Origin of the sequence: Pseudomonas kribbensis, assembly GCF_003352185.1 — a bacterium.
GTDB classification, from domain to species: Bacteria; Pseudomonadota; Gammaproteobacteria; order Pseudomonadales; family Pseudomonadaceae; genus Aquipseudomonas; species Aquipseudomonas kribbensis.
Genome location: NZ_CP029608.1, coordinates 462,316 through 489,156 on the forward strand (window position 1 = coordinate 462,316; position 26,841 = coordinate 489,156).

28 protein-coding genes and 1 pseudogene are annotated in these 26,841 nt (G+C 61.8%); 8 read left to right on the top strand and 21 right to left on the bottom strand.

Annotation, left to right across the window (positions count from 1 at the left end):
• Positions 1-89 precede the first annotated feature (89 nt).
• From DLD99_RS02175 to DLD99_RS02185, 3 genes are all read left to right on the top strand, one after another.
• Positions 90-887: a transporter substrate-binding domain-containing protein gene (locus DLD99_RS02175; protein ID WP_085711037.1), complete on the top strand. Its 798-nt coding sequence runs from the start codon at positions 90-92 to the stop codon at positions 885-887.
• Positions 888-1,024: 137 nt separating this feature from the next.
• Positions 1,025-1,984 (top strand): amino acid ABC transporter permease, encoded by a 960-nt coding sequence (locus tag DLD99_RS02180; RefSeq protein WP_114881120.1) that lies wholly within the window; start codon positions 1,025-1,027, stop codon positions 1,982-1,984.
• Positions 1,977-2,711 (top strand): amino acid ABC transporter ATP-binding protein, encoded by a 735-nt coding sequence (locus DLD99_RS02185; RefSeq protein ID WP_114881121.1) that lies wholly within the window; start codon positions 1,977-1,979, stop codon positions 2,709-2,711. Before DLD99_RS02180 ends, DLD99_RS02185 begins: the two co-directional genes overlap by 8 nt.
• Before the next feature lie 54 nt (positions 2,712-2,765).
• Here DLD99_RS02185 and DLD99_RS29550 read toward each other — a convergent pair whose 3' ends face one another.
• From DLD99_RS29550 to ubiE, 11 genes and pseudogenes are all read right to left on the bottom strand, one after another.
• Complete coding sequence (locus tag DLD99_RS29550; RefSeq protein WP_371856501.1) at positions 2,766-3,638, bottom strand: methyl-accepting chemotaxis protein; 873 nt, start codon at positions 3,636-3,638, stop codon at positions 2,766-2,768.
• 30 nt (positions 3,639-3,668) lie between these two features.
• A pseudogene (locus DLD99_RS29555) lies at positions 3,669-4,682 on the bottom strand (methyl-accepting chemotaxis protein); the annotation flags it as partial.
• A gap of 105 nt (positions 4,683-4,787) precedes the next feature.
• Positions 4,788-5,495 (bottom strand): 16S rRNA (uracil(1498)-N(3))-methyltransferase, encoded by a 708-nt coding sequence (locus tag DLD99_RS02195; protein WP_114881123.1) that lies wholly within the window; start codon positions 5,493-5,495, stop codon positions 4,788-4,790.
• Complete coding sequence (gene tatC / locus DLD99_RS02200) at positions 5,492-6,280, bottom strand: twin-arginine translocase subunit TatC (protein WP_065261773.1); 789 nt, start codon at positions 6,278-6,280, stop codon at positions 5,492-5,494. Before tatC ends, DLD99_RS02195 begins: the two co-directional genes overlap by 4 nt.
• A complete protein-coding gene (gene tatB / locus DLD99_RS02205; protein WP_114881124.1) occupies positions 6,277-6,729 on the bottom strand; it encodes a Sec-independent protein translocase protein TatB in 453 nt (150 codons plus the stop codon). The genes tatC and tatB overlap by 4 nt, the downstream gene beginning before the upstream one ends.
• 10 nt (positions 6,730-6,739) lie before the next feature.
• Positions 6,740-7,018, bottom strand: coding sequence for a twin-arginine translocase TatA/TatE family subunit (locus tag DLD99_RS02210; protein ID WP_007952423.1), 279 nt, complete (start codon positions 7,016-7,018; stop codon positions 6,740-6,742).
• Between the two features lie 25 nt (positions 7,019-7,043).
• Positions 7,044-7,376 (bottom strand): phosphoribosyl-ATP diphosphatase, encoded by a 333-nt coding sequence (locus DLD99_RS02215; protein ID WP_007952422.1) that lies wholly within the window; start codon positions 7,374-7,376, stop codon positions 7,044-7,046.
• The gene (hisI, locus tag DLD99_RS02220) at positions 7,369-7,770 is read right to left on the bottom strand and encodes a phosphoribosyl-AMP cyclohydrolase (RefSeq protein WP_025110285.1); all 402 of its coding nucleotides are present in this window, start codon (positions 7,768-7,770) and stop codon (positions 7,369-7,371) included. Before hisI ends, DLD99_RS02215 begins: the two co-directional genes overlap by 8 nt.
• An 80-nt stretch (positions 7,771-7,850) precedes the next feature.
• Positions 7,851-9,455 (bottom strand): ubiquinone biosynthesis regulatory protein kinase UbiB, encoded by a 1,605-nt coding sequence (gene ubiB, locus DLD99_RS02225; protein ID WP_085683997.1) that lies wholly within the window; start codon positions 9,453-9,455, stop codon positions 7,851-7,853.
• Positions 9,452-10,075, bottom strand: a complete 624-nt coding sequence (locus DLD99_RS02230) for a ubiquinone biosynthesis accessory factor UbiJ (RefSeq protein WP_007952419.1) — start codon at positions 10,073-10,075, stop codon at positions 9,452-9,454. Before DLD99_RS02230 ends, ubiB begins: the two co-directional genes overlap by 4 nt.
• A complete protein-coding gene (gene ubiE / locus DLD99_RS02235; RefSeq protein ID WP_007952418.1) occupies positions 10,075-10,845 on the bottom strand; it encodes a bifunctional demethylmenaquinone methyltransferase/2-methoxy-6-polyprenyl-1,4-benzoquinol methylase UbiE in 771 nt (256 codons plus the stop codon). The genes DLD99_RS02230 and ubiE overlap by 1 nt, the downstream gene beginning before the upstream one ends.
• A 165-nt stretch (positions 10,846-11,010) precedes the next feature.
• Between ubiE and DLD99_RS02240 the strand changes: the two genes are divergently transcribed.
• The 3 genes from DLD99_RS02240 to DLD99_RS02250 all read left to right on the top strand — a co-directional run bounded on the left by DLD99_RS02240 (position 11,011) and on the right by DLD99_RS02250 (position 12,734).
• Positions 11,011-11,286 carry a polyhydroxyalkanoic acid system family protein gene (locus DLD99_RS02240; protein ID WP_085711042.1) on the top strand — a complete coding sequence of 92 codons (276 nt, stop codon included), beginning with the start codon at positions 11,011-11,013 and terminating at the stop codon, positions 11,284-11,286.
• A 160-nt stretch (positions 11,287-11,446) separates the two neighbouring features.
• Positions 11,447-11,869 (top strand): phasin family protein, encoded by a 423-nt coding sequence (locus DLD99_RS02245; protein WP_085711043.1) that lies wholly within the window; start codon positions 11,447-11,449, stop codon positions 11,867-11,869.
• A 10-nt stretch (positions 11,870-11,879) separates the two neighbouring features.
• Positions 11,880-12,734 carry a phasin family protein gene (locus DLD99_RS02250; RefSeq protein ID WP_114881125.1) on the top strand — a complete coding sequence of 285 codons (855 nt, stop codon included), beginning with the start codon at positions 11,880-11,882 and terminating at the stop codon, positions 12,732-12,734.
• A 58-nt stretch (positions 12,735-12,792) separates the two neighbouring features.
• On the opposite strand, the gene DLD99_RS02255 is transcribed toward DLD99_RS02250, so the two are convergent.
• From DLD99_RS02255 to DLD99_RS02300, 10 genes are all read right to left on the bottom strand, one after another.
• On the bottom strand, positions 12,793-13,413 hold the full coding sequence (locus DLD99_RS02255; RefSeq protein ID WP_085711045.1) for a TetR/AcrR family transcriptional regulator: 621 nt from the start codon (positions 13,411-13,413) through the stop codon (positions 12,793-12,795).
• Positions 13,414-13,443: 30 nt separating this feature from the next.
• Positions 13,444-15,126, bottom strand: a complete 1,683-nt coding sequence (gene phaC / locus DLD99_RS02260) for a class II poly(R)-hydroxyalkanoic acid synthase (protein ID WP_085711046.1) — start codon at positions 15,124-15,126, stop codon at positions 13,444-13,446.
• A 139-nt stretch (positions 15,127-15,265) separates the two neighbouring features.
• Positions 15,266-16,120: a poly(3-hydroxyalkanoate) depolymerase gene (gene phaZ, locus DLD99_RS02265; RefSeq protein ID WP_065259455.1), complete on the bottom strand. Its 855-nt coding sequence runs from the start codon at positions 16,118-16,120 to the stop codon at positions 15,266-15,268.
• 155 nt (positions 16,121-16,275) lie between these two features.
• Complete coding sequence (phaC, locus tag DLD99_RS02270; RefSeq protein WP_114881126.1) at positions 16,276-17,955, bottom strand: class II poly(R)-hydroxyalkanoic acid synthase; 1,680 nt, start codon at positions 17,953-17,955, stop codon at positions 16,276-16,278.
• Between the two features lie 257 nt (positions 17,956-18,212).
• Positions 18,213-18,590 carry a gamma-butyrobetaine hydroxylase family protein gene (locus DLD99_RS02275; protein ID WP_114881127.1) on the bottom strand — a complete coding sequence of 126 codons (378 nt, stop codon included), beginning with the start codon at positions 18,588-18,590 and terminating at the stop codon, positions 18,213-18,215.
• A gap of 76 nt (positions 18,591-18,666) precedes the next feature.
• Entirely contained in the window at positions 18,667-20,004 is a 1,338-nt protein-coding gene (hslU, locus tag DLD99_RS02280; protein WP_065259458.1) for an ATP-dependent protease ATPase subunit HslU, read from the bottom strand.
• Positions 20,005-20,058: 54 nt separating this feature from the next.
• Positions 20,059-20,589, bottom strand: coding sequence for an ATP-dependent protease subunit HslV (hslV, locus tag DLD99_RS02285; protein WP_007968352.1), 531 nt, complete (start codon positions 20,587-20,589; stop codon positions 20,059-20,061).
• A 153-nt stretch (positions 20,590-20,742) separates the two neighbouring features.
• The gene (locus tag DLD99_RS02290; protein ID WP_085711050.1) at positions 20,743-21,459 is read right to left on the bottom strand and encodes an SPOR domain-containing protein; all 717 of its coding nucleotides are present in this window, start codon (positions 21,457-21,459) and stop codon (positions 20,743-20,745) included.
• Position 21,460: 1 nt separating this feature from the next.
• Entirely contained in the window at positions 21,461-23,197 is a 1,737-nt protein-coding gene (gene argS, locus DLD99_RS02295) for an arginine--tRNA ligase (protein ID WP_114886557.1), read from the bottom strand.
• A 208-nt stretch (positions 23,198-23,405) separates the two neighbouring features.
• Positions 23,406-25,625, bottom strand: coding sequence for a primosomal protein N' (locus tag DLD99_RS02300; protein WP_114881128.1), 2,220 nt, complete (start codon positions 25,623-25,625; stop codon positions 23,406-23,408).
• A gap of 168 nt (positions 25,626-25,793) precedes the next feature.
• Between DLD99_RS02300 and rpmE the strand changes: the two genes are divergently transcribed.
• Together rpmE and DLD99_RS02310 are read left to right on the top strand one after the other, a co-directional pair.
• Positions 25,794-26,012, top strand: coding sequence for a 50S ribosomal protein L31 (gene rpmE / locus DLD99_RS02305; protein WP_007952398.1), 219 nt, complete (start codon positions 25,794-25,796; stop codon positions 26,010-26,012).
• Positions 26,013-26,053: 41 nt separating this feature from the next.
• Complete coding sequence (locus tag DLD99_RS02310; protein WP_114881129.1) at positions 26,054-26,836, top strand: thermonuclease family protein; 783 nt, start codon at positions 26,054-26,056, stop codon at positions 26,834-26,836.
• Positions 26,837-26,841: the final 5 nt, after the last annotated feature.

Genomic DNA, 26,841 nt, shown 5'->3' on the forward strand with positions numbered 1-26,841 from the left:
CATCCGTCCCCGAATTGGCGCACCCGGACACTTTTGTCCATCTCTGTCGGTTTTCGCGCCGCAAACGCAATGGTTTTGGGGACTTGAAGATGAAGAAGTATCTGTCGATGCTGCTGGTCGGCGTCACGGCACTGGTTGCAGTCAATGCGGCGCAGGCCGGCGCAATCGATGACGCGGTCAAGCGCGGCACCTTGAAAGTCGGCATGGACCCGACCTACATGCCGTTCGAGATGACCAACAAGCGCGGAGAGATCATCGGTTTCGAAGTCGACATCCTCAAAGCCATGTCCAAGGCCATGGGCGTCAAGCTGGAGCTGGTTTCGACCGGTTACGACGGCATCATCCCGGCGCTGATGACCGACAAGTTCGACATGATCGGCAGCGGCATGACCCTGACCCAGGAACGCAACCTGCGCCTGAACTTCAGCGAACCGTTCATCGTGGTCGGCCAGACCCTGCTGATTCGCAAGGAGCTGGAAGGCACCATCAAGTCCTACAAAGACCTGAACACCGCCGACTACCGCATCACCTCCAAGCTCGGCACCACCGGCGAAATGGTCGCCAAAAAACTCATCGCCAAGGCCAAGTACCACGGCTACGACAACGAGCAGGAAGCCGTGCTCGACGTGGTCAACGGCAAGGCCGACGCCTTCATCTACGACGCGCCGTACAACGTGGTGGCGGTGAACAAGGTCGGCGCCGGCAAGCTGGTGTTCCTCGACAAGCCGTTCACCTACGAGCCGCTGGCCTTCGGCCTGAAGAAGGGTGATTACGACAGCATCAACTTCATCAACAACTTCCTGCACCAGATCCACGAAGACGGCACCTACGATCGCATCCATGACAAGTGGTTCAAGAGCACCGAGTGGCTCAAGGACATGGAATAAGCGCTGGTCAGACTGACCGCGTCGCGCCCATCGCCAGCAGGCTGGCTCCCACATTGGAATGCGTTTCCCTGTGGGAGCGAGCCTGCTCGCGATAGCGGCCTCCCCCGGCGACACAACTTTCGGATTTCGCTAAACCCATGAAACAGAAAAAAGCCCAATGGCCCTGGCACGTCCTGACCGTGCTGGTGCTGGTCGGCCTGGCTGGCGCGCTGTATTACGCCACGTCGCTGATGTCCTACGAATGGCGCTGGAACCGCGTGCCGCAGTACTTCGCCTATCAGGCCGAGGAAACCCAGCGCGCCACCGACATTTCCACCGTCAGCGAACTGGTGCGCAAGGGCGGCAGCGCGCAAGTCACCCTGCGCAACGATGCCGGTGACGAGCAGCACCTGATCGTCGACGAAAACAGCCTGCAATTCGCCCAGGGCGACGATGTGGCCGAAGGTGACGTTGTGGGTGTAACCCGGCATTGGGCGGCGGGGCCGCTGCTGTGGGGCCTGTGGACGACGCTTTGGCTGTCTGTGGTGTCCGGCGTGCTGGGGCTGCTGATCGGTCTAGCGACCGGGCTGTGCCGCTTGTCGAGTAACCCGACCCTGCGCGACCTGTCGACGATCTACGTCGAACTAGTACGCGGCACGCCGCTGCTGGTGCAGATCTTCATTTTCTACTTCTTCATCGGCACGGTGATGAACCTGTCCCGGGAGTTCGCCGGGATCGCCGCGCTGTCGCTGTTCACCGGCGCCTATGTGGCGGAAATCATCCGTTCCGGCGTGCAGTCGATTGCCCGTGGCCAGAACGAAGCAGCCCGCTCGCTGGGTTTGAGCGCCGGCCAGTCGATGCGTCATGTGGTGCTGCCGCAAGCGTTCAAACGTGTGCTGCCGCCGCTGGCCGGTCAGTTCATCAGTCTGGTGAAAGACACCTCGCTGGTATCGGTGATTGCGATTACCGAGCTGCTGAAAAGCGGTCGTGAAGTCATCACCACCTCGTTTTCGCCGTTCGAAATCCTGTTCTGCGTGGCCGGTCTGTACCTGTTGATCAACCTGCCGCTGTCGAAAATCGCCAGCCGGCTTGAGCGGAGGCTCGCGCAAAGTGATTGAAGTCCGCGATCTGGTAAAAGTCTTCGACACCCGTGGTCAGGTGGTGCGCGCCGTGGATCATGTCAGCACCAATGTGGCCAAGGGCGAAGTGCTGGTAGTGCTCGGCCCGTCCGGTTCCGGCAAGTCGACCTTCCTGCGCTGCCTCAATGGCCTGGAAGAGTTCGATTCCGGTTCGGTGAGCATCGACGGCCTGCAACTGGCCGACCCGAAAACCGACGTCAACGCCTACCGCCGTGAAGTCGGCATGGTGTTCCAGCACTTCAACCTGTTCCCGCACATGACCGTGCTGGAAAACCTCTGCCTGGCGCAGAAAGTCGTGCGCAAGCGCGGCCAGAAGGAAAGCGAGGCCAAGGCTTTGGCGTTGCTGGAGAAGGTCGGCATCGCCCAGAAGGCCCGCGAATACCCTTCGCGTCTGTCTGGCGGTCAGCAGCAGCGCGTGGCGATTGCCCGGGCGCTGGCAATGGACCCCAAAGTCATGCTGTTCGACGAGCCGACCTCGGCCCTCGACCCGGAAATGGTCGGTGAAGTGCTGGACGTGATGAAGAATCTGGCTGTGGAAGGCATGACCATGGTCTGCGTGACCCACGAAATGGGCTTTGCCCGGGAAGTGGCGGACCGGGTGCTGTTCTTCGATCACGGCAAACTGCTGGAAGATGCTTCGCCGACGGAATTCTTCGACGCGCCGAAGGATCCGCGAGCCCAGGCGTTCCTGCGGCAAGTCCTCTAAACGCAAGGCAAAAAAAATCGCAGCCAATGGCTGCGATTTTTTTGTTTGCGCGGTTTAAACCTTGAACCGGCCCACCAGCGTTTGCAGGTGAGTGCCCAGGCGCGCCAGTTCGACGCTGGACGCCGCCGTCTCTTCACTCGCTGCCGACGTCTGATCCGACACATCCCGCACGTTCAGCACGCTGCGGTTGATCTCTTCGGCCACGGCGCTCTGCTGTTCGGCCGCCGCGGCGATCTGCTGGTTCATCGCCTGAATCGCCGAGACGGTGCGGGTGATGCTTTCCAGCGAACCACCGGCACGGCGGGTCAGCTCGACGCTGCTGTCGGTCAGGGTGCGGCTGTTGTCCATGATCGTCGCCACTTGCTGGGTGCCGTTCTGCAGACCGACGATCAGCTCTTCGATCTCTTCGGTGGACTTCTGGGTGCGCTGGGCGAGGCTGCGGACTTCGTCGGCGACTACCGCAAAACCGCGACCGGCTTCACCGGCACGGGCCGCTTCGATGGCGGCGTTGAGGGCCAGCAGGTTGGTTTGCTGGGCCACGGATTTGATCACGTCGAGCACGCTGCCGATCTTGTCGCTTTCGCGCTTGAGCTCGCCCATGGCTTCCGTGGAGTGGCCGACTTCAGTGGCCAGACGTTCGATCTGGGCGATGGCTTCACCGACGACCTTGTCACCTTCGCGGGCCTGCTGGTCAGCCGCGACGGCGGCTTCCGAAGCTTCCTCGGCGTTGCGTGCGACTTCCTGAACGGTGGCGGCCATTTCGTTCATGGCGGTGGCGACCTGATCGGTCTCGACTTTCTGATTGTTCACGCCGGCGCTGGTCTGTTCGGTCACGGCGGACAGTTCTTCAGCGGCGCTGGCGATCTGGGTGACGCCGTCGCTGATGCCGCCGATCAGTTCGCGCAGACCCTGGGTCATGCTCTGCATCGAGCGCTGCAGCTGGCCGAGTTCGTCGCGGCGCTGGGAAATCAGGTTGTGGGTCAGGTCGCCGGAAGCTACGCGCTCGGCGACTTTCAGGGTCTGGTTCAGCGGAATGATGATCTGCCGGGTGATCGCCCAGGCGGCCAGCAGGCCGAAAGCCACGGCCAGCAGGGTGGCGATCAGCAGCTGATTCTTGGCGCTGGCGGCGTCGGTGTCGCGAACGACGGTCTGGGATTCGGTGAGCTGCTTGCTGACATCGAGCAGGATGTCGCCCTGCACCGACATACGGGCCAGAGCCTTGGCGCTGGCCACCTGGGAGTCGCGGAACTGGCTGACGGCAGCGCGATAAGCCTTGAGCGAGTCGGTGGCCTGTTGCAGGTTGGCGATGTGTTGCTCAGGCAGTTTGGCCGGCAGGGTCTCGAGGTTTTTCAGGGCGTTGTCGATGGCGTCGAGGGCCGGTTGCTCGGCTTCGGTCTTGCCGCTGTAGGTGTAGCCACGGACCTGGAAGCGCGCCTGCTGGATCAGTTTGCTCAGGTCGATCACCGCGTTGAACTGGGCAACGCTGTCGCCCTGCAGCATGGATTTCTCGACTTCGGCGACCTTGGCCACGGCGTTGTCGGCGGTGGCGCCCAGCTTGCTGCGGGCATCTTCGCGGTTGGCGCCGGCCTGCACCATGTCGGCGAAGGCGCGTTTGTACTCGGCGACGGCCGCCAGTTGCTGATCGACTTTCGTGGCGTCCGACGGTTGCTCGATCAGGCTGCGGGCGGTTTGCAATCCGCTGTCGAGTTTACCGAGCAGGTCATTGACCGCGCCCGGGCCTTGTTCGCCGCGACGCATTTCGTAGTCGAGACGCGCCAGACGCAAGTCCTTGGTCAGCTCGTTGAGGCTGGAGATGAAACCGAGTTTGTCACCGCGGCTGATGATGCCGCTCATGCCGGTCCAGCCGGTGAAGGTGATCAACAGCGTCAGCAGCAGCACCAGGCCGAAACCGATGCCCAGCTTGCGTTTGACGCTGACGTTTCCAAGATTCTCGGCTAACCAACGGTACATGCGACGACTCCCCTCGGACCACTAATTGGACTTATGGAGACTGTATCGGCTGGATGATGGCAATCTGTAACGCGATTTGTCCGGCGCCGAATGGCGCCGGCAGGTTCAGAACAGGCGGGCGAGCAGGGCGGTGACGGCGGTTTCGACCCGCAGGATGCGATCGCCGAGCTGTACCGGTTGCAGGCCGGATTTGCCCAGCAGATCGATTTCGTAGGGAATCCAGCCACCTTCCGGGCCGATGGCCAGGGTCACCGGTTCGCTCAGGGCGCGGGGGCAGGGCGGGAAGTTGCCGGGGTGGCCGACCAGACCGAGGGTACCGTCGGTGATGGCCGGCAGGCGATCTTCAACGAACGGCTTGAAGCGCTTCTCGATGATGATTTCCGGCAGCACGGTATCCCGGGCCTGTTCGAGGCCGAGGATCAGGTTCTCGCGAATGGCTTCAGGCTCCAGGAACGGCGTCTGCCAGAAGCTCTTCTCGACGCGATAGCTGTTGACCAGAATCACCTTCGACACACCCATGGTCGCCACGGTCTGGAACACCCGGCGCAGCATCTTCGGGCGTGGCAGGGCGAGTACCAGGGTCAGCGGCAGTTTGGCCGGCGGTGGCTGATCGAGGGTGACCTGCAGCTCGGCTTCGCCCGCTTCCAGACGCAGCAGCTCGGCCGAGCCCATCAAGCCGTTGATGCGCCCGACCCGCAGGCTGTCGCCGACTTCCGAGCGATGGACTTCCTGCATATGGGTCAGGCGCCGGTCGCGCAGCACGACGCGGTCGGCCGCAATGAAATCGGCCTCTTCGAGCAACAGCAGGTTCATGGCTGGGTCGCTGGCGGCTGGTCGTTATGGTCGTCGACGGTTTCGTCCGGGCGCTCGCGCTTGCTGACCAGGCTGCCGAACAGAATGCCGACTTCAAACAGCATCCACATCGGTACGGCCAGCAGGGTCTGGGAGAAGATGTCCGGCGGGGTCAGGATCATGCCGACCACGAAGCAGCCGATGATCACGTACGGGCGGATCTTCTTCAGGTATTTGACGTCGACCACGCCGATCCACACCAGCAACACCACGGCCACCGGGATTTCAAACGCCACGCCGAAGGCGAAGAACAGCGTCATGACGAAATCGAGATAGCTGGTGATGTCGGTCATCATTTCCACACCGGCCGGGGTGGCCGAGGCGAAGAACTTGAAGATCAGCGGGAACACGAAGAAGTAGGCGAACGCCATGCCGGTGTAGAACAGCAGGATGCTGGAAATCAGCAACGGCACTGCGACACGCTTCTCGTGCTTGTACAGGCCCGGCGCGATGAAGCCCCAGATCTGATGCAGGATCACCGGGATCGCGAGGAACAGCGAGACCATCATCGTCAGCTTCAGCGGCGTCAGGAACGGCGACGACACGTCGGTGGCGATCATCGTCGCGCCGGCTGGCAGGTACTGGCGCAGCGGCGTCGAGACGAAGGTGTAGATCTGCTGGGTGAAGGCGAACAACCCGGCGAAGATGATGAAGATCGCCGCGACGCAACGCAGCAGGCGGGTGCGCAACTCGGTGAGGTGCGATACCAGCGGCATGTGCTGGTCGTTTTCGGGGAGATCGCTCATGGGGCTCGCGGCGGCAAAGTGGAGTCGTGAGGAGCTGGCGCAACAGGCGCAGCCGCAGGTGCAACGGGTTCGACAGGCTTCATGATCGGCGTAGCTTCAGCGGCTGCGGCAGAGACGTGTTCGACGCTCGCCGGTTGCTCCGCAGCGGGAGCCGAAGGCGTCTGTTCTGCGACTGGCTGCACGGGCGTCGGCTCCTGCTGAACCGGTGGCGTGAAGATCTTCCGCGCCTCCTGCTCCAGCGACAGGATGTGTTCGTTGTGCAGTTGCCGACGGATTTCGTCGGCACCGATTTCACGTTCAACTTCCTGTTTGATCGCGTTGAAGCTGCGCTTCAGCCGCCCGACCCACAGGCCGGCGGTGCGCGCGGCACCCGGCAAACGCTCGGGGCCCAACACCAGCAGGGCAACGAGGCCGACGAGCAGCAGTTCAGAGAAGCTGATACCAAACATTAGTCAGTGCTCACACGTCTTTGCGGATCGGCTCTTCGACTTTCTGCGCCTGCACGTCGATGGTGTGCGGCGGGTTGGCCTGAGCGGTGGCTTGCGGCTGGACCGGTGGCACCGGCTGCGCAGGCGTGACGGTCGGATCGGCCGGTTTTTCGTCGTCGTTCATGGCTTTACGGAAGCCCTTGATCGATTCGCCGACGTCAGTGCCGAGGTTTTTCAGTTTCTTGGTGCCGAACACCAGCACCACGACAACCAGAATGACGATCCAGTGTTTCCAGTCAAAAATGCCCATGTTGCTGTTCCTCTCTAAAAGTTGTTCAGGCGGACGGACGCGAGGCTTTCTCGACGTGTCCGGACAGGCCGAAGCGACGATCCAGTTCGTCGAGTACAGCCTGCGGATGCTGCCCCAGCTGGGCGAGCATGACCATGCTGTGGAACCACAGGTCGGCGGTCTCGTAGATCACGTCGCTACAGTCACCGCTGACGGCGGCGTCCTTGGCGGCAATGATCGTTTCGACCGACTCTTCGCCGACCTTTTCCAGAATCTTGTTCAGGCCCTTGTGATACAGACTAGCTACATATGAGCTGTCGGCAGCAGCGCCCTTGCGCTCTTCAAGTACCTGAGCGAGGCGGGTCAGGGTGTCACTCATGTTTGTGTCCTGCGGAGTAGATTGCGTGCGGGTCTTTCAATACCGGGTCGACCGTTTTCCAGTCGCCGTTTTCGAAGACGCGGTAGAAGCAGCTCTGACGGCCGGTATGGCAAGCGATGTCGCCAATCTGTTCGACCATCAGGATGATCACGTCGGCGTCGCAGTCCAGACGCATTTCATGCAGGGTCTGCACATGGCCGGACTCTTCGCCCTTGCGCCACAGCTTGCCACGGGAACGTGACCAGTAGATGGCACGGTTTTCGGATGCGGTCAGCTCCAGGGCTTCGCGGTTCATCCAGGCCATCATCAACACGCGTCCGGTCTTGTGATCCTGGGCAATCGCCGGCACCAGGCCATCGGCATCCCACTTGATCTCGTCCAGCCAGTTTTTCATCTTCGACTCCGACAGCGAACCCACACTTCAATAGTCGGGTTCAGGCGTTGAAACAGTGTGCCAGCCGATCACGCAACTGGCTATCGGCGAACGACCAGATACAAGCCGACTGCCACCATGATCCCGGCGGGCCAGTGCCCCAGTTCATTCAGCGGGCCACCGGCGGCGAGAATCGTGCCGCCCGCCAGATGGGCGCTGCCAAGCAGGCGCAGGAACCAGTCGTCCTTGCGCTTTTTCCACGGCGGTGGCGGGTCGTTGGCGTGGGGCTGGGACATGCGTTCGAGCAGGTCGCGGGCCATGTTGGCCAGGTGCGGCAGCTGTTCGAACTGGCTCTGTACGTTGCCGATCAAGGCTTTCGGGCTGACGCGCTCGCGCATCCAGCGTTCGAGGAACGGCTGCGCGGTGTTCCACAGATCCAGATCCGGGTACAGCTGACGGCCCAGGCCTTCGATGTTCAGCAGGGTCTTTTGCAGCAGCACCAGTTGCGGCTGCACTTCCATGTTGAAGCGGCGCGCGGTCTGGAACAGACGCATCAGCACCTGGCCAAATGAAATATCTTTTAACGGTTTTTCGAAGATCGGTTCACACACGGTACGGATCGCCGCTTCGAATTCGTTGAGTTTGGTTTCCGCCGGCACCCAGCCCGAATCGATGTGCAGTTGCGCCACGCGCCGGTAGTCGCGCTTGAAGAAGGCGAACAGGTTGCGCGCCAGATAATCCTGGTCTTCCGGGGTCAGGCTGCCGACGATGCCGCAGTCGATTGCGATGTACTGTGGGCTCCACGGGTTGACGGTGCTGACGAAGATGTTGCCCGGGTGCATGTCGGCGTGGAAGAAACTGTCGCGGAACACCTGGGTGAAGAAGATCTCCACGCCGCGTTCGGCAAGCATTTTCATGTCGGTGCGCTGGTCGGCGAGGGTCGCCAGGTCCGTCACCTGAATCCCGTAGATACGCTCCATCACCAGCACTTTCGGCCGGCACCAGTCCCAATAGACCTGCGGAACATAGAGCAGCGGCGAGCCTTCGAAGTTACGCTTCAACTGGCTGGCGTTGGCCGCCTCGCGCAGCAAATCGAGTTCGTCGTAGATGGTTTTTTCGTAGTCGCTGACCACGTCCACCGGGTGCAGCAGGCGGGCGTCGGCGGAGACTTTTTCAGCGGCGCGGGCGAGGATGAACAGCCACGCCAGATCCTGCGCGATCACCGGTTTCAGGCCCGGGCGGATCACCTTGACCACCACTTCTTCGCCGGTTTTCAGCTGTGCGGCATGCACTTGCGCCACCGAGGCCGAGGCCAGTGGTTCGACGTCGAAGCGGCTGAACACTTCGCTGATCTTCTTGCCCAGCTGTTCTTCGATCAGTTTGACCGACAGCTGCGAATCGAACGGCGGCACGCGGTCCTGCAACAGCATCAGCTCATCGGCGATGTCTTCCGGCAGCAGGTCGCGGCGGGTCGAGAGGATCTGCCCGAACTTGATGAAGATCGGCCCCAGGTCCTGCAAGGCCAGGCGCAGGCGTGCGCCACGGCTCAGGTCCAGCGGCTTGCGCGGGAACCAGCGCCACGGCAGGACATAGCGCAGCGCCAGCAGGAACCACGGCAAGGGCAGATCGAACAGCAGATCATCGAGGCGGTAGCGGATCACGACGCGCTGGATGCGCAACAGACGGCGGACGGCGAGCAGCTTCATGCGTTATCGCTTGGGTCGAGGGATCGGGAAAGGCGCTCGAAGCGCGCCTCGAGACGTTCCAGATCGAGTTTGATCCGGTCCAGTTCGCTGAAACGGGCTTCGGCTTCGCGCTGCCCGACGAGGGTGCGCGATTCTTCGGCCAGGTATTCGGCGAGGTTCTGGTTGAGGCTGGCAAATCCTTGTTGATACCAGCGGGCGCGGCTGCGCAGGTGACCGCCGACCAGTTGCGTGGCGACCGGGCCGAGCCAGCGCGAGAGTTCGTACTCCCAGTCCAGCTCAAGGTCCTGCAGCACGCCCGCCAGTTCCAGCAGCACGCCGCTGTCGCCGTCGAGTTCGACTTCCGGTGCGTGCAGCACCGCCGTCTTGTCCTTGCTCAGGGCCAGTTTCACCAGGCTCGAAGCCGGGGCGCGCAGGGTGCAGTCGACGCCGGTTTCCCAGTGAGACGCCAGCATCAGGCCTTCGTCGCTCGGCAGGATGAACAGTTGCAGCGCCGGGCTGCGGCAATCCACGGCAATCACTTTGCCGGTCAGATGCGCCAGTCGCGGCAGCGCCGTGCTGTCGAGACGCAGTACACGGTTCAGGCCGAGTTCGACGCTGGCCAGCAGCCCGGTCAGCAGCATCAGGGCTTGATGCCGCGGTGCAGGGCGACGATGCCTGCGGTCATGTTGTGATAGGTCACGCGGTCGAAACCGGCGTCGACCATCATCGACTTCAGGGTTTCCTGATTCGGGTGCATGCGGATCGATTCGGCCAGGTAGCGATAGCTTTCCGAGTCGTTGGTGATCAGCTTGCCCATCAGCGGCATGAAGGCGAACGAGTAGGCGTCGTAGGCCTTGGACATCAGCGCGTTGGTCGGCTTGGAGAATTCCAGCACCAGCAGGCGGCCGCCAGGCTTGAGCACGCGCAGCATCGAACGCAGGGCGTCTTCCTTGTGCGTCACGTTGCGCAGGCCGAAGGCGATGGTCACGCAGTCGAAATGGTTGTCCGGGAACGGCAGCTTTTCAGCGTCGGCCTGGACGAACTCGACGTTGCCCGATACACCGACATCCAGCAGGCGGTCACGGCCGACCTTGAGCATGGATTCGTTGATGTCCGCGAGAACGACCTGACCGGTCGGGCCGACCAGGTGCGAGAATTTCTTGGTCAGGTCGCCGGTGCCGCCGGCGATGTCCAGCACGCGGTTGCCTGCGCGCACGCCCGACAGCTCGATCGCGAAGCGCTTCCACAGACGGTGCATGCCGCCCGACAGAAGGTCGTTCATCAGGTCGTACTTGGCGGCCACGGAGTGGAACACCTCAGCGACTTTTTCCGCTTTCTGGCTTTCCGGAACGTTTTTGAAGCCGAAGTGAGTGGTGGGTTCGGCATCGCTGCCTTTGCGCTGATCAGTCATATCGCTGTCACCAAAAGAGAATGCGCGACATTCTAATCCCCAAGCCATGCTTTGTCTTGGAATGGCTAAAGGTAAGATGGGCAACCTTCGGGACGATTTGCCGCAGTGGCGGTCAAGATTCGTTGCAGGCATTCATAGCCCCATTCAAAAAGCAGGAGTCATTCAATGGCCCATATCAGTGTTGAGCGTGCCCACAGCCTGGGCAAGGAAGTTGCCCGCGAGAAAGCCGACAAACTGGCGCAGAAACTCTCCGATCAATATGGCCTCGAGCCGCAGTGGGCGGGTGACACCCTGAACCTCAAGCGTTCGGGCGTGAAGGGCGCGGTGCATGTGGCCGAGGATTCGATCCGGGTCGACGTGGAACTGGGCCTGATGATGTCGGCCATGAGCGGCATGATCAAAGCCGAGATCGAAAAGGCGCTGGATAAAGCGCTGGTCTGATCAGGACAATCGGGGAGCTTCGGGCTCCCCTTTCTTTTCTCGTGCACCTGCCTTTTATGTCAGTTGTTAGGGTGCCGTTTCTAATTTTTCTCCCTACTTTGTGCCTGAGCCCGACACTCGTCAGGGCAGTTCCTCAAACCTTCTGCGCGTGAGGTGCACCATGGCCAAAGCTATTTTGAAGAAAAAAATCGACGCCTCGACTTCTGCCCTGAGCGACGTCAAATCCTATGCCCGCAAGATCTGGCTGGCAGGCCTGGGTGCCTACACCAAGGTCGGTCAGGAGGGCAGCGAGTACTTTCAGGAGTTGATCAAGGCTGGTCAAACTGTTGAAAAGAAAGGCAAAAAAGCCGTCACCGAAAAACTCGAAGCGGCCAACGCCGAGATCGATGAAGCCAGGAGCGAAGTCAGTTCATTCAAAGGTCGCGTCGAAGTTCAGCTCGACAAGGTCGAGAAGGCGTTCGACACGCGTGTCGCCAGTGCCTTGAATCGTATCGGCATTCCGTCTAAACATGACGTTGAGGCACTCTCTGCTAAGCTCGATGAGCTGACGGCATTGCTCGAACGCGTCGCGCGTAAATCTTAAGGAGAACGGGATGGCTGGTAAAAAGAACACCGATAAAGAAGGCAGCTCGTGGATCGGAAAAGTCGAAGACTATTCCCGCAAGATCTGGCTGGCTGGTTTAGGCGTGTACTCGAAGATCGACACTGACGGCAGCAAGCTCTTCGATACATTGGTCAAAGACGGCGAGAAAGCCGAGAAGCTCACCAAGGCTGCGGTCGGCAAGAAAGTCGATGCTGCCAAGGACACCGCGAGCTCGGCCAAATCGCGCATCAGCGGCGTGAAAGATCGCGCGCTGGGCACCTGGGATCAGTTGGAAGGGGCTTTCGACAAGCGCCTGAACAGTGCGATTTCGCGCCTGGGCGTACCGAGCCGCAATGAGGTGAAGGATCTGCACAAGAAGGTCGATACCCTGACCAAGCAGATCGAGAAACTCACCGGCCTGAAAACTCAGCCTGTCGCGGCCAAAACCGCAGCAGCCAAGCCTGCGGCCAAAACCGCTGCCAAGCCACTGGCTAAAGCCGCCGCCAAACCGGCAGCAAAACCAGCAGCCAAAACTGCTGCCGCCAAGCCAGCAGCGAAAGCCGCGGCCAAACCGGTTGCCGCCAAGGCCGCCGCCAAACCTGCTGCAAAACCAGCGGCCAAGCCAGCAGCGAAAACCGCTGCCGCCAAACCCGCTGCCAAGCCTGCCGCCAAACCGGCTGCAGCGAAAAAACCTGCAGTGAAAAAACCGGCCGCGCCGAAAGCCGCAGCGCCGAAACCAGCTGCACCAAAACCGGTGACCACACCGCAAGCACTGGCCAGCACGTCGAACTCCGCCTCGGCTCCAACCCCGGCGCCTGTTTCGACTGTTGCATCGACGCCGTCGACGCCGACCAGTCAGTCCTGATTTTCAGGGCACAAGAAAACGCCCGGCCTGTGAAGGTCGGGCGTTTTTGTTTGTGCGGTCACTCGTGATCTTCGAGATATTGCAGCGCCATCCGCTCCGTCGCCACCTTCACCGGCGGCAACAGGTGCGGCGCAACCAGCATCATGATCTGGTAAACCACCAGCCTCACTTCACCCTCGCGATCAAGAATCCGCTGATAGTCCAGCGAGAACAGCAGCGTCATGGTGATCTGTTCCACCAGTTGTCCCAATGCCTGGGTATCGCTGACCAATTGTCCCGAGGCCTTCAACCGCGCCAGCAGTGACGCCAGCGTGCGCTTCAGGACGTTGAGAAAGTTGCGAATGCCCTTGGCCAGTTTCGGCAGACGTCCGGCCAGGTTCGACAGGTCCTGGAACAGGAACCGGTACTGCGCCAGCCGCTCGACGATCAAATGCAGGAACAGCCAGTAATCCTCCGGTGCCAGTTCGACATCGGCGGGCGGGTCGAGCAGGGGCGCCAACTCGCTCTGAAAGCGCTCGAACAGCCCGAGGATCAGCGGCTCCTTGCCGTGGAAATGGTAGTAGAGGTTGCCGGGGCTGATCCCCATTTCATTGGCAACCTCCATGGTGGAGACGTTCGGCTCGCCCTTTTCGTTGAACAACTGCAGGGCACATTCGAGGATCCGTTCGCTTGTTTTCATCCAGTCTTCTTAAAGGGCGGTTGGGGCCGGTCAGCGCACGCGCACGTAAGTGCCGGGCGCCGCCTCCATCGGTGGATAGTTCGCGTTGCCAAGGGCCATCTGGGTTTCGCGCAGGGTGCCGGAGCGCTGCTGGACCCATTCCAGCCACTGCGGCCACCAACTGCCGTCGACTTTTTTCGCGTCGTAGTACCAGGCGCGCGGGTCGCTGCTCAGCTTGCCGTTTTCGACGTAGTTGGCCTTGGGGTTGCTCGGCGGGTTGAGAATGCTCTGGACGTGGCCGCTGTTGGACAGCACGAAGCGCCGCTCGCCACCCAGCAGCAGGGTCGAGCGATACACCGCGTCCCAAGGCGTGATGTGGTCGTTCATGCCGGCCACGCTGAAACTGTCGACCGTGACTTTCTGCAGGTCGATCGGCGTGCCGCAGACTTCCAGGCCGCCCGAATGAATCAGCGGGTTGTGCTTGAAGAAGTCCAGCAGGTCGCCATGAAACGCGGCGGGCAGGCGGGTGCTGTCGTTGTTCCAGTAGAGGATGTCGAACGCCGGCGGCTCCTTGCCCAGCAGGTAGTTGTTGACGAAGTAGCTCCAGATCAGATCGTTGGGCCGCATCCAGGCGAACACCCTGGCCATGTCGCGACCGTCCAGCACGCCTTTCTGATAGGAGCGACGCTTGGCTGCTTCGAGGGTCTGTTCATCGGCGAACAGTGTCGCCGGTGAATCGATCTGACTGTCGAGCAGGCTCACCAGATAGGTCGCGCTGGAGACCCGCCGCAACTGCCGCTTGGCCTGCAAGTGCCCCTGCAATGCGGCGATGGTCAGCCCGCCGGCGCAGGCACCCATCAGGTTGACCTCCCGGGCACCGGTGATCGCCCGGCAGATGTTCATCGCTTCTTCCACGGCCTCGACGTAGGTCGACAGGCCCCATTCGCGATGACGAACGTCCGGGTTACGCCAACTGATCATGAAGGTCTGCAAGCTGTTCTTCAGGGCGTACTGGACGAAGCTGTTGCTCGGGCTCAGGTCGAAAATGTAGTACTTGTTGATTTGTGGCGGCACCACCAGCAGCGGTTTCGAATACTGCTTTTCGCTCATCGGCTTGTACTGGATCAGCTCGAGCAGTTCGTTGCGAAACACCACCGAACCGGTGGTGGTGGCGACAGTCTTGCCGACTTCGAAAGCCTGTTTGGTCACCTGACGCGGCAGGCCGTCGTTGTGCAGCAGGTCATCGAACAGATGGCTCAGCCCCCGCACCAGACTGTGGCCGCCGGAGTTGAACAGCTCCTTGATCGCCAGCGGATTGAGCAGCGTGTTGGAGGGCGCCACGGCGTCGTTGATCAGGGAAAAAGCGAAGTGCGCGCGGGCGCGGTCGTCGTCGCTCATGCTGCTTTCGTCGATCCAGCTCTTGACCTGTTTCTGCCAGCTCAGATAGGCCTGCAGGCCCCGGCGGTAAAACGGGTTGAGGCTCCAGGCCGGATCGGCGAACCGGCTGTCATTGGGGTTGGTCGGATGCAGGGTTTCACCGAGCAGCACGCGTCCGAGCGCGCCACCGAGTTTCAACGCGTGCTTCGCGCTGTGAATGGGGTTGCGCAGACCATGGGCGGCTACGCTGCGCAACGTCGAAATCAGGTCGCGGCCTCGCAGGCCGGTCATTGCACTTTGTGCATTGATGAAAACGGCGGGACTGGGCACTACGCCCGTCGCGGGTTTGTCGCGCATGACTCAACACTCCTTCGTCTTCAGGTCAAAAACAAACACACCGAACCAGAACACCATAGACGCTGTTGCGGCTTGTTGCCTGCGCGGCGTCCTGCCACGCGTGTTGCAAGTAGCTGTCCAGAAAACCGGACCGGGCCGGTTATCCGCCCAGCGGTGTCGGGTGGGGGTGCATCACTGCGCGAAGACGTTCCTCCTGGAGAAATTTCATGATGATCGGCGCCACGGCTTCGGCCCGGGTGATGAGGAACAGATGCCCGTCATCGATGATGTGCAATTGCGCGTTGGGGATGCGCCAGGCGAGCAGACGCATGTTGATCAGCGGGATCAGCGGATCGTCGTCGCCGGCCAGCACCAGGGTCGGCTGATGGATCTTGTGCAGCCAGTGAATGCTGGTCCAGCCAAGGCCCGCGAACAGTTGCCAGTAGTAGCCGAGCTTGCCTGCCGAACGCACCTTGGCCGCATGGCTGGCAGCGAGCGTCGGGTCGCGACGGAACGAGCCGCCGTAGATCATCGGGGCGATGCGGATCACATGGGACGGCTGGATGTAGCGACGCGGGCTGGCCATCATCCACAGCACCTTCGGCTTGCCCGGCACCATCACCGCGCCCGCCGCCGTGGCGGCCAGTACCAGCTTCTTGCAGCGCTCGGGATAGTCATGGGCGAATTGCTGCGCCAGAGCGCCGCCCCAGGACACGCCGATCACATTGACCTGGCCGTAGTCGAGGTAATCGAGCATCCGTGCCGTGAGTTTGGCCAGGCCCGGAAAGCGATATGGCCGGCTCGGCGTCGAAGAACCGCCGACACCGGGCACGTCGAAGGCGATCACTTCCAGGTCCGGATCCAGCGCCGCGACAAAAGGAAACACCAGCTCTAGGTTGGCGCCGATGCCGTTGAAAATCAGCAAGGGCGTCAAGTGAGGCTTGCCGGGGCGTACGGCGGTCCGGAGGGTCTGGCCATCCAGCTCGACGGTACGGAAGATGAACGGTTGCGGCATGCTTCAGGGCCCTGTGGGTCAATCTCGATGTCAGCCTCGATCCCCTGTGGGAGCGAGCCTGCTCGCGATAGCGGTGTATCAGTCAGCACATTGTTCCGGCTGCCGACGTCATCGCGAGCAGGCTCGCTCCCACATTGTGGGGCGAGGTGTGTCAGTTACCGCTCGTGTACGTAAGTACCCGGCGAGGCTTCGCCTGCCGGATATGCCTTGTTGCCCAGCTTCGTCGGTGCCTTTTTCAGTTCGCCCGAACGCGCCGCCTGCCAGGCCTGCCAGTGCAGCCACCAGGAGTCGGCGTGCTTGGTCGAGTTTTCCTGCCAGTCATCGGCATTGGCGGTCATTTCGTCGCTGGTCATGTAGCGCGATTTCGGGTTGCCCGGCGGGTTCAGAATGCTCTGGATATGCCCGCTGCTGGACAGCACGAATTCCACCTTGCCGCCAAACAGCTGCGCCGACTTGTAGCAGGACTTCCACGGGGTGATGTGGTCGTTGGTGCCGGCCAGCGAGAAGATGTCGGCCCTGACTTTCTTGAGGTCGATCGGCGTGCCGCACACTTCCAGTGCATCGGGGCGGGTCAGTGGGTTGTTTTTGAACATCTCGATCAGGTCGCCGTGGAACGCGGCCGGCAACCGGGTGGTGTCGTTGTTCCAGAACAGGATGTCGAACACCGGCGGCTCGTTGCCCAGCAGGTAGTTGTTGACCCAGTAGTTCCAGATCAGATCGTTGGGGCGCATCCAGGCGAAGACCTTGGCCATGTCTTTGCCTTCGAGCACGCCGGCCTGATACGAATGACGCTTGGCCATCTCCAGAGTCTGCTCGTCGACGAACAGGGCGACGTCGCTGTCCAGGGTGGTGTCGAGCACGCTGACCAGCAGGGTCAGGGCATTGACCTTGTTTTCGCCGGTGGCGGCGTAGTGGCCGAGCAGGGCGGTGCAGGTGATGCCGCCGGAGCAGGCGCCCAGCATGTTGACGTCCTTGCTGCCGGTGATCGCGGTGACCACGTCGACCGCTTCCTTCAGGGCTTCGATGTAGGTCGAGAGGCCCCACTCGCGCTGTTCCTTGGTCGGGTTGCGCCAGCTGACGATAAAGGTCTGCACATTGTTGCGCAGGCAGAAACGCGCCAGGCTCTTGTCCGGGCTCAGGTCGAATACGTAGAACTTGTTGATTTGCGGCGGCACCACCAGCAGCGGACGCTCGTGGACTTGCTCGGTGATCGGTTTGTACTGGATCAGCTCCAGCACGTCGTTGCGAAACACCACCGCGCCTTCGCTCACACCCAAGGTCTTGCCGACCTCGAACGCACCCATGTTGACCTGGCTCGGCATGCCGCCGTTGTGTACCAGATCCTTGGCCAGATGCGAGAGGCCGTCGAGCAGGCTCTTGCCGCCGGTTTCGAAGAAGCGTTTGACCGCTGCCGGGTTGGCTGCGGTGTTGGTCGGCGCCATGGCTTCGGTCATCAGGTTGATCACGAAGTGGCCGCGCGCGATGTCCTTGGGCGAGAGGCTGCTGTCGTCGATCCAGGCATGGAGTTCCTTGCGCCACGCCAGATAAGTTTGCAGGTAACGTTTGTACAGCGGGTTCTGACTCCACGCCGGGTCGACAAAGCGACGGTCATCGCCTGCCGGTTGCAGTTCTGATTTGCCGAACAGCACGTTCTTCAGTTCGATGCCGAAATGAGTGACGTGTTTGACGCTATGGATCGGTTGTTTGATGGCCTGGGTCAGCACCATTCGAGCAGAGGCCAGCAGATCCTTTCCGCGAAGCCCAACGACAGGATTCAGCCCCAGGGTGTTTTCCGAGGCTTGGTACTTCAAATCATCGTTATTCTTGTTACTCATCTACGACGCTCCATTGTCCTGAGACGAGTACCCGGTTTCTGCTGTGCAGTTCCACAGCCAATGCCAGGTACTACTGCTCGGGTGACCGTTGATTCTGCATAGCTGCTTTACAGTCGTAGAGCACTGCAGGGAACTTGCCAGCTCCATTGGTTACCCGAGTTTAATTTTTTTCGCAAGCAGCCGATCCTGGGCCGCTTTAGCGGAGCATTCAAACAGATGAATTTAGAAAATGCCCTCTAAACAGTCCGAGGCGCGGACTAGAGCATCAGCTTGACGACGGACTCGTCCGGGTCGCGGGTTTTGCCGGCGGCTTTGAGCTCGGCCAGATAATCCGCCCAGAGTGCGTCATAACGTCGCCCCAGTTCGTAGAGGTAATCCCAGGTGAACAGGCCGCTGTCATGACCGTCGTCGAAGGTCAGTTTCAGTGCGTACTGGCCGGCCGGTTCTACCTTGGTCAGGCTGACGTGGAGCTTGCCGAATTGCAGGATCGGTTTGCCGTGGCCCTGGACCTCGGCGGAGGGGGAATGCACGCGCAGGAATTCGGCGGGCAGGGTGTATTCCTCGCCGGACGCGTATTTGAGCGACAGGGTTTTCGAGGCTTTGTGCAGTTTGATGTCGGTGGGGAGTTGGGTCATCGCCGGCGTTCCGTCAGGTGGAAAAAATTGTGGGAGCCGATGGCTCCCACAGTTTCACGACCACTGTAAGTATGGCTTACAGGATATAACGGGACAGATCTTCGTTCTGCGCCAATTCACCCAGGTGGCTGTTGACGTACTCGGCGTCGATCAGGATCGCCTTGTCGTCGTGGGCGCTGGCCAGATCGCCGGCACTGAACGACACCTCTTCCAGCAGGCGCTCGAGCAGCGTGTGCAGGCGACGGGCACCGATGTTCTCGGTCTTCTCGTTGACCTGCCAGGCGATCTCCGCCAGACGCTTGATGCCTTCAGGCTGGAACTGGATGTTCAGGCCTTCGGTCTTCAGCAGTGCGCAGTACTGCTCGGTGAGCGAGGCGTGCGGTTCGCTGAGGATGCGCTCGAAGTCTTCCGGGCTCAGGGCCTTGAGTTCGACGCGGATCGGCAGACGGCCTTGCAGCTCCGGCACCAGATCGCTCGGCTTGCTCAGGTGGAACGCACCGGAAGCGATGAACAGGATGTGGTCGGTCTTGACCATGCCCAGCTTGGTGTTGACGGTGCAGCCTTCGATCAGCGGCAGCAGGTCACGCTGCACGCCTTCACGGGACACATCGGCGCCGCCCACATTGCCGCGCTTGGCGACCTTGTCGATTTCGTCGATGAACACGATGCCGTGCTGCTCGACCGCTTCCAGGGCCTTGGCCTTCAACTCTTCTTCGTTGACCAGGCGACCGGCTTCTTCATCGCGCACCAATTTCAGCGCTTCCTTGACCTTGAGCTTGCGGGACTTCTTCTTGCCCTTGCCCATGTTGGCGAACAGGGACTGCAGCTGGTTGGTCATTTCTTCCATGCCCGGCGGCGTGGCGATCTCGATGCCGGCCATTTCGGCGACTTCGATCTCGATTTCCTTGTCGTCCAGCTGACCTTCGCGCAGACGCTTGCGGAACAGCTGGCGAGTGTTGGAGTCCTGGGTCGGCGCGTCTTCGTTGCCGAAGCCCATGCGTGCCGGCGGCAGCAGGGCGTCGAGGATGCGGTCCTCGGCGGCGTCTTCGGCGCGGTGACGCACGCGGGTCATTTCCTGCTCGCGCAGCATCTTGATCGCGGCATCGGCCAGATCGCGGATGATCGATTCGACGTCACGGCCGACGTAGCCGACTTCGGTGAACTTGGTCGCTTCGACCTTGATAAACGGCGCGTTGGCCAGCTTGGCCAGGCGGCGGGCGATCTCGGTTTTACCGACACCGGTCGGGCCGATCATCAGGATGTTCTTCGGGGTTACTTCAACGCGCAGCTCTTCAGGCAGCTGCATGCGGCGCCAGCGGTTGCGCAGGGCAATCGCGACGGCGCGCTTGGCATCGTCTTGGCCGATGATATGGCGGTTGAGTTCGTGGACGATTTCGCGGGGAGTCATGGACATAATAATTGACGGTCCTCAAGCAGAAACAAGCCGTGGCACAGGGCCGCGTCAGGCTTATTCAGCGAGATCCTGCTCCTCAATGGTCTGGGTGTGGTTGGTGAATACACAGATGTCGCCGGCGATGCCGAGAGCGGTCTCGACGATTTCGCGGGCCGACAGGTCGGTCTTCTTCAGCAGGGCGCTGGCGGCGGCTTGCGCATAGGCGCCACCGGAACCCATGGCGATCAGGCCGTCTTCGGGTTCGACCACGTCACCGTTGCCGGTGATGATCAGGGAGGCGTCCTTGTTGGCGACCGCGAGCATCGCTTCGAGGCGGCTCAAGGAGCGGTCGGTACGCCATTCTTTGGCGAGTTCGACGGCGGCACGGATCAGGTGGCCCTGATGTTTCTCGAGCTGGCCTTCGAAACGTTCGAACAGGGTAAAGGCGTCGGCGGTGGCACCGGCAAAACCGGCGATGACCTGGCCGTGGTACAGGCGACGAACTTTCTTCGCGTTGCCTTTCATCACGGTGTTGCCGAGAGAAACCTGGCCGTCGCCGCCCATGACGACTTTGCCGTGGCGGCGGACTGAAACGATGGTGGTCAAGGGAAGAGTCTCCACACTGCGGGGCGAAAATGCCTTATGCCCATTCATATGGGGGTGGTGGAGAGGATTTCAACTGCAGGAAGGGAGAGGGGACGAGCGGTGGTGTTGCTGATCCTCCCCACGCAGAGCGGGGGAAGGATCATTCGGGGGGAGTCAGCGGCTCTGGCGTTGTTGTAACAACAGGTTGCTGAACCCTGCGCCCGCCAATTGCTTCTGGGCGGTGGTCAGTTGTTCGCGGTTGCTGAACGGGCCGACCAGTACGCGATACCAGGTTTCATCCTTCACCGTCCCGGACTCAACCGCGACCGCCTGGCCGAGCAGAATGATCTGCGCGCGGACCTTGTCGGCATCTGTCTGCTTGCGGAACGAGCCGGCCTGGAGGAAGAACTTGGTCACCGGTGCAGCCTTGGTCACCGGCGGCGCTGGTGGCGGGGTGATACCGGCCAGCGCAGCCTGGGCGCGCGCGGTGTCGATCTTCGCCGCTTCCGCCGGGGTCACCGGCGTGGTCGGGATCGCTGGCACTTGTGGCGTCGGCAGGGTTTTCTCCGGCACGGCGTCAGGCGGCACGATCACTTCCGATTCCGGCAGCAGGGTGTAGAAGTCGTACTTCGGCTTCACCGGTTGCGTCGGGCTCGGCGGGGTCTTGTTGGCCTCGGCGATCTTGGTGGCTTTCTGTTGTTGCTGTTGCTCGACCTTCTCGCGCTTGACCGTGTCGCTGCCCTTGCCCGGCTCCAGTTTCATCAGGAACACGATGAACGCACCGACCGTCAGGCCGATGGCCATCCACAGCCAGCCCGGGATCGGTTGCTTCGCAGGAGCTTGGTAACGGCTGGCGCCACGCTTGGGTGCAGGTTTTTTCTTGGCAGCCAACTTACATGCGCTCCAGGGTTTCCAGGCCGAGCAGTTCCAGGCCTTGCTTGAGGGTACGGCCGGTCAGCGCGGCAAGGCGCAGACGGCTTTGCATTTGTGCCGGGGTCTCGGCGGCGAGGATCGGGCAGTGCTCGTAGAAACTGGAGAACAGGCCGGCCACGTCGTACAGGTAGGTGCACAGGGTGTGTGGCGTGCCCTTTTCTGCAACGTTGTTCAGCACTTCGCCGAACTGCGCCAGTTTGGCTGCCAGATCGTGCTCCTGCGGCGCTTCGAGGACGATCTGGCCGTCGACTTCGCTGTAATTCTTGTCAAGCTTGCGGAACACGCCGGCCACCCGGGTGTAGGCGTACAGCAGGTACGGCGCGGTATTGCCTTCGAGGTTGAGCATCTGGTCGAAGTTGAAGCTGTAGTCGCTGGTGCGGTGCTTCGACAGGTCGGCGTACTTCACCGCGCCGATGCCCACAACCTTGGCGATGCTGCGCAGTTCGTCGTCGGCCAGTGTCGGGTTTTTCTCTTTTACCAATGCGTAGGCACGTTCCTGAGCTTCGGTCAGCAGATCGATCAGCTTCACGGTGCCGCCGTCACGGGTCTTGAACGGACGGCCGTCGGCGCCGTTCATGGTGCCGAAGCCCATGTGCTCCATTTCCATCGGATGGGTCACGAAACCGGCCTTGCGCGCCACGGCGAACACTTGCTGGAAGTGCAGGGCCTGACGCTGGTCGACGAAGTACAGCGCACGGTCGGCCTTCAGTTTGCCGCTGCGGTAGCGCACGGCCGCGAGGTCGGTAGTCGCGTACAGGTAGCCGCCGTCAGCCTTGACGATGATCACCGGCAACGGCTCGCCTTCGGCGTTCTTGAATTCGTCGAGGAACACGCACTGGGCGCCGTTGCTTTCGACCAGCATGCCGGCGGCTTTCAGGTCGTTGACCACGTTGATCAGGTCGTCGTTATAGGCGCTTTCGCCCATCACGTCGGCCATGGTCAGTTTGACGTTGAGCAGTTCGTAGATCTTCTGGCAGTGCGACAGCGAGATGTCCTTGAACTTGGTCCACAGCGCCAGGCATTCGGCATCGCCGGCCTGCAGCTTGACCACCAGGCCACGGGCGCGGTCGGCGAATTCCGGGGATTCGTCGAAGCGCTGCTTGGCGGCGCGGTAGAAGTTTTCCAGGTCCGACAGCTCGTCGCTGGTGATCGGGTTTTCCTGCAGGTAGGCCATCAGCATGCCGAACTGGGTGCCCCAGTCGCCGACGTGGTTCTGACGGATCACGGTATCGCCGAGAAATTCGAGCACCCGGGCCACGCCGTCGCCGATGATGGTCGAGCGCAAGTGGCCGACGTGCATCTCTTTGGCCAGGTTCGGCGCCGACAGGTCGACCACGGTGCGTTGCGCCGGGCCGGCCTTGCGCACACCAACGTGAGCGTCGGCCAGAGCGGCGTCGAGGCGCGAGGCCAGTGCCTGAGTGTTCTGGAAGAAATTGATGAAGCCGGGGCCGGCGATTTCGGCCTTGGTGACGTTCTCGTCAGCCGGCAGGGCGGCGATGATTTTTTCTGCCAGATCGCGCGGTTTCATGCCTGCAGGCTTGGCCAGCATCATGGCGATGTTGCTGGCGAAATCGCCGTGGGTCTTGTCCCGGGCGTTTTCCACCTGGATCGCCGGCGTCAGGCCTTCAGGCAACACACCTTCGTTGACGAGTTGGGTGAGGGCTTGTTGGATCAGCTGGCGAATGGTGTCTTTCATGGTCTTCTCTTTCGACCGCAAGCGCGGCGGCGCATCGATGCGCGGGTGGAAAAACTGGGCATTATCCGTTGCGAAGACGGGCTTGCCAACCTTAGCAGGCAGGATGTGGATGTGTGGTGACAATTCGTCAGCCATCGCAGGCAAGCCAGCTCCCACAAGAACGACGCAATTCCCCTGTGGGAGCTGGCTTGCCTGCGATAGCAATCAATCAATACAAATCGACAGGATCGACATCCAGCGACCAGCGCACCGCCCGGCCGCTCGGCATCTGCTCCAGCGCCAGCAGCCAGCTCGCCAGCAAGCGGTGCAGCGGCGCCCGGGCAGTGGCCTGCAACAGCAGTTGCGCGCGGAAGCGTCCAGCCCGGCGTTCCATCGGTGCCGGCACCGGGCCCAGCAGTTCAATGCCGGTCAGATTCTGTTCGGCCAGCAAACGCTCGGCCTCGCTGCAGGCCTCATCGAGAAAACCTTCGGCCTGCCCCGGCTTGTGCGCTTCGGCGCGCAGCAGGGCGAGGTGGGCGAACGGCGGCAGGCCGGCGGCGCGGCGTTCGCTCAAGGCCTGTTCGGCGAAGGCGAAGTAACCCTGTTCGGTCAGTTGCACCAATAAAGGATGGTCGGCCAGGTGGGTCTGGATGATCACTTTGCCCGGTTCTTCCGCCCGCCCGGCCCGCCCGGCGACTTGCACGATCAGTTGCGCCATGCGTTCGCTGGCGCGGAAGTCGCCGGAGAAGAGTCCGCCGTCGGCATCAAGGATCGACACCAGTGTGACGCGGGGGAAATGGTGACCCTTGGCCAACATCTGCGTGCCGACCAGAATGCACGGCTGGCCTTTCTGAATGGTGGCGAACAACTGGTTCATCGCATCTTTGCGCGAGGTGCTGTCGCGGTCGACGCGCAGCACCGGATAGTCCGGGAACAGAATCGCCAGCCGTTCCTCGGCGCGCTCGGTGCCGGCGCCCACCGGCCGCAGGTCGACCTTGTTGCACTTAGGGCACTGGCGCGGCACGCGCTCGACGTAACCGCAGTGATGGCAGCGCAGTTCGCCGTAGCGCTGGTGCACGGTCATCCGCGCATCGCAGCGCTGGCATTCGGACATCCAGCCGCAGTCGTGGCACAGCAGGGTCGGGGCAAACCCCCGGCGGTTGAGGAACACCAGCACCTGCTGGCCGGCAGCGAGAGTCTGGCCGATGGCTTGCTGCATCGGCCCGGAAATGCCGCTGTCCAGTGGACGGCTTTTCACATCCAGGCGCAGGAAACGTGGCTGTTTGGCGCCGCCGGCCCGTTCGTTCAGGCGCAGGAGCCCATACCGGCCGGTGTAGGCGTTGTGCAGGCTTTCCAGCGATGGCGTCGCGGAGCCGAGCACGATCGGGATGTTTTCCTGCCGCGCGCGCACCAGTGCCAGATCCCGTGCGTGGTAGCGCAGGCCTTCCTGCTGTTTATAGGAGCCGTCGTGTTCTTCGTCGATGATGATCAGCCCCGGATTTTTCATCGGGGTGAACAGCGCCGAGCGGGTGCCGATAATAATGTCGGCTTCGCCATCCCGGGCGGCGAGCCAGGCATCGAGGCGATCGCGGTCATTGACCGCCGAGTGCAGCAGGGCGATGCGTGCGTTGAAACGTTGTTCGAAGCGCGCCAGGGTCTGCGGGCCGAGGTTGATCTCCGGGATCAGCACCAGTGCCTGTTTGCCGGCCTCGAGGGTTTCGCGGATCAGCTGCAAATAGACTTCGGTCTTGCCGCTGCCGGTGACCCCGGCCAGCAGGAATGCGTGATAACTGTCGAACCCGGCGCGAATCGCCTCGTACGCGGCGCGTTGCTCGCTGTTGAGCGGCAGCTCGGGCTGGGCCAGCCAGTGTTCGTGACGTGCGCCGGGAGCGTGACGACGCACTTCGACCTGTACCAGATCCTTGGCCAGCAGCAGATCGAGGCTGTCCTTGCTCAGCATCAGTTTGCTCAGCAACTGATGGGCGACGCCATGAGGGTGCTGCGCCAGTGTCGCCAGGGCTTCTCGCTGGCGCGGGGCGCGGGCGATGCGCGGGTCATCGAGGCTGGCACCGGGGGCGGCGGACCAGAAACGTTCCTGTCGCGCCTCGGCCAGTTCGCCCTGACGCAGCAGCACCGGCAGTGCCCAGCTCAGGGTATCGCCGAGGCTGTGCTGATAATACTGGGCGGTCCACAGGCACAGCTTGAACAGTGCCGGCGGCAGCGGTGGGGTGGCGTCGAGCAGCGCGAGCGCCGGTTTGAGCTTCTCCACCGGTACTTCGCTGGTGTCAGTGACTTCCACCAGAATCCCGATCATCTCCCGCCGCCCGAACGGTACCCGCAGGCGCATGCCCGGTTGCAACTGCGAGCGCAGCACACCGGCCGGGGCCCGATAGTCGAACAGGCGGCGCAGGGGCGAAGGCAGGGCGAGGCGCAGAATGGCGTCGGGCACGCGGAGGATTCTCATAGGCGGGGCGGTGAAGAAGGGCGGGAGCCTAGCAGACGGTCGGTCTCAGTGACAGCTTGCGTGATCGGGATTGTCTGGTAGAATCCGCGGCCTAATTACGTGCGGTATTCAACAATCGTGTTGGATGGCGGCACGCCAGCTGAGGAAAACACCATGAAAGCCGATATCCACCCGAATTACCCAGAAGTTGCAGTAACTTGCAGCTGCGGCAACAAGTTCGAAACCCGTTCGACCTTCGGCAAAGCCCTGGCGATCGACGTTTGCAACGAGTGCCACCCGTTCTACACCGGTAAGCAGAAGACTCTGGACACCGGTGGTCGCGTTCAGAAGTTCGCCGACCGTTTCGGTGCTTTCGGCGCGAAAAAGGCCTAAGGCCCCTCATTCTGGAAAACCTCAGCGGCTTTTCCGGTCTGATGAAAAAGGCGTCCCTTGTGGGCGCCTTTTTTGTGTCCGCGATTTGGCTGTCCGCTGCCCAGGCGTTCTGCCCGAAGCCCTCGGGGCTGTCGAGCGTGGCGGTGCAGCGGGTTGTCGATGGCGACACGGTGCGCTTGAGTGATGGCCGCAGCGTACGCCTGATCGGCCTCAACACGCCTGAGCTGGGCAAGCAGGGTCGCAGCGACGAACCGTTTGCCGTGGCGGCGCGCAAACGCCTGGAAGCCTTGGTGGCCGACAGTGGCGGTCGGGTCGGTTTGCGCCTTGGTGCGCAAGAAAAAGACCATTACGGGCGTACGCTCGCCCATCTCTACAGCGTCAGCGGCGCCAGTCTCGAAGCGCAAATGCTCGCCGAAGGCCTTGGATTCCAGGTCGCGGTGGCACCGAATGTCGATCTTGTCGATTGTCAGCAAGCCGCCGAACGCAGCGCGCGGCAGGCCGGGCTTGGCCTGTGGAAGCGTTCGCCTGTACTGAAAGCGGAGCAGATCGAACGTTCGGGTTTCGCCATCGTCAGCGGGCGTGTGAGCAAGGTTCAGCGCAATCGTGGCGGAATCTGGATCGAGTTGCAGGACAAGCTTGTACTGCGCGTTGCACCCAATCTGCTGGAGCGCTTCGCCGGCAGTTCCCTGCAAGGGCTGAAGGGCAAGCAGATCGAGGCCCGGGGCTGGGTAGTCGATCGTTCGCGACGGGGCGGATTGAAACCCGGTCAGGCTCGCTGGCTGTTGCCGCTGACCGACCCTTCGATGTTGCAATCGTCCCGTTGAAGAAA

Excerpts from the sequence above, each read along its gene's own strand:
- DLD99_RS02175 (WP_085711037.1), top strand. The coding sequence starts at position 90 with ATGAAGAAGTATCTGTCGATGCTGCTGGTCGGCGTCACGGCACTGGTT.
- DLD99_RS02180 (WP_114881120.1), top strand. The coding sequence starts at position 1,025 with ATGAAACAGAAAAAAGCCCAATGGCCCTGGCACGTCCTGACCGTGCTG.
- DLD99_RS29550 (WP_371856501.1), bottom strand. The coding sequence starts at position 3,638 with ATGCAGAGCATGACCCAGGGTCTGCGCGAACTGATCGGCGGCATCAGC.
- DLD99_RS02195 (WP_114881123.1), bottom strand. The coding sequence starts at position 5,495 with ATGAACCTGCTGTTGCTCGAAGAGGCCGATTTCATTGCGGCCGACCGC.
- tatC (WP_065261773.1), bottom strand. The coding sequence starts at position 6,280 with ATGAGCGATCTCCCCGAAAACGACCAGCACATGCCGCTGGTATCGCAC.
- tatB (WP_114881124.1), bottom strand. The coding sequence starts at position 6,729 with ATGTTTGGTATCAGCTTCTCTGAACTGCTGCTCGTCGGCCTCGTTGCC.
- DLD99_RS02210 (WP_007952423.1), bottom strand. The coding sequence starts at position 7,018 with ATGGGCATTTTTGACTGGAAACACTGGATCGTCATTCTGGTTGTCGTG.
- DLD99_RS02215 (WP_007952422.1), bottom strand. The coding sequence starts at position 7,376 with ATGAGTGACACCCTGACCCGCCTCGCTCAGGTACTTGAAGAGCGCAAG.
- hisI (WP_025110285.1), bottom strand. The coding sequence starts at position 7,770 with ATGAAAAACTGGCTGGACGAGATCAAGTGGGATGCCGATGGCCTGGTG.
- ubiB (WP_085683997.1), bottom strand. The coding sequence starts at position 9,455 with ATGAAGCTGCTCGCCGTCCGCCGTCTGTTGCGCATCCAGCGCGTCGTG.
- DLD99_RS02230 (WP_007952419.1), bottom strand. The coding sequence starts at position 10,075 with ATGCTGCTGACCGGGCTGCTGGCCAGCGTCGAACTCGGCCTGAACCGT.
- ubiE (WP_007952418.1), bottom strand. The coding sequence starts at position 10,845 with ATGACTGATCAGCGCAAAGGCAGCGATGCCGAACCCACCACTCACTTC.
- DLD99_RS02240 (WP_085711042.1), top strand. The coding sequence starts at position 11,011 with ATGGCCCATATCAGTGTTGAGCGTGCCCACAGCCTGGGCAAGGAAGTT.
- DLD99_RS02245 (WP_085711043.1), top strand. The coding sequence starts at position 11,447 with ATGGCCAAAGCTATTTTGAAGAAAAAAATCGACGCCTCGACTTCTGCC.
- DLD99_RS02250 (WP_114881125.1), top strand. The coding sequence starts at position 11,880 with ATGGCTGGTAAAAAGAACACCGATAAAGAAGGCAGCTCGTGGATCGGA.
- DLD99_RS02255 (WP_085711045.1), bottom strand. The coding sequence starts at position 13,413 with ATGAAAACAAGCGAACGGATCCTCGAATGTGCCCTGCAGTTGTTCAAC.
- phaC (WP_085711046.1), bottom strand. The coding sequence starts at position 15,126 with ATGCGCGACAAACCCGCGACGGGCGTAGTGCCCAGTCCCGCCGTTTTC.
- phaZ (WP_065259455.1), bottom strand. The coding sequence starts at position 16,120 with ATGCCGCAACCGTTCATCTTCCGTACCGTCGAGCTGGATGGCCAGACC.
- phaC (WP_114881126.1), bottom strand. The coding sequence starts at position 17,955 with ATGAGTAACAAGAATAACGATGATTTGAAGTACCAAGCCTCGGAAAAC.
- DLD99_RS02275 (WP_114881127.1), bottom strand. The coding sequence starts at position 18,590 with ATGACCCAACTCCCCACCGACATCAAACTGCACAAAGCCTCGAAAACC.
- hslU (WP_065259458.1), bottom strand. The coding sequence starts at position 20,004 with ATGTCCATGACTCCCCGCGAAATCGTCCACGAACTCAACCGCCATATC.
- argS (WP_114886557.1), bottom strand. The coding sequence starts at position 23,197 with ATGAAAGACACCATTCGCCAGCTGATCCAACAAGCCCTCACCCAACTC.
- rpmE (WP_007952398.1), top strand. The coding sequence starts at position 25,794 with ATGAAAGCCGATATCCACCCGAATTACCCAGAAGTTGCAGTAACTTGC.
- DLD99_RS02310 (WP_114881129.1), top strand. The coding sequence starts at position 26,054 with ATGAAAAAGGCGTCCCTTGTGGGCGCCTTTTTTGTGTCCGCGATTTGG.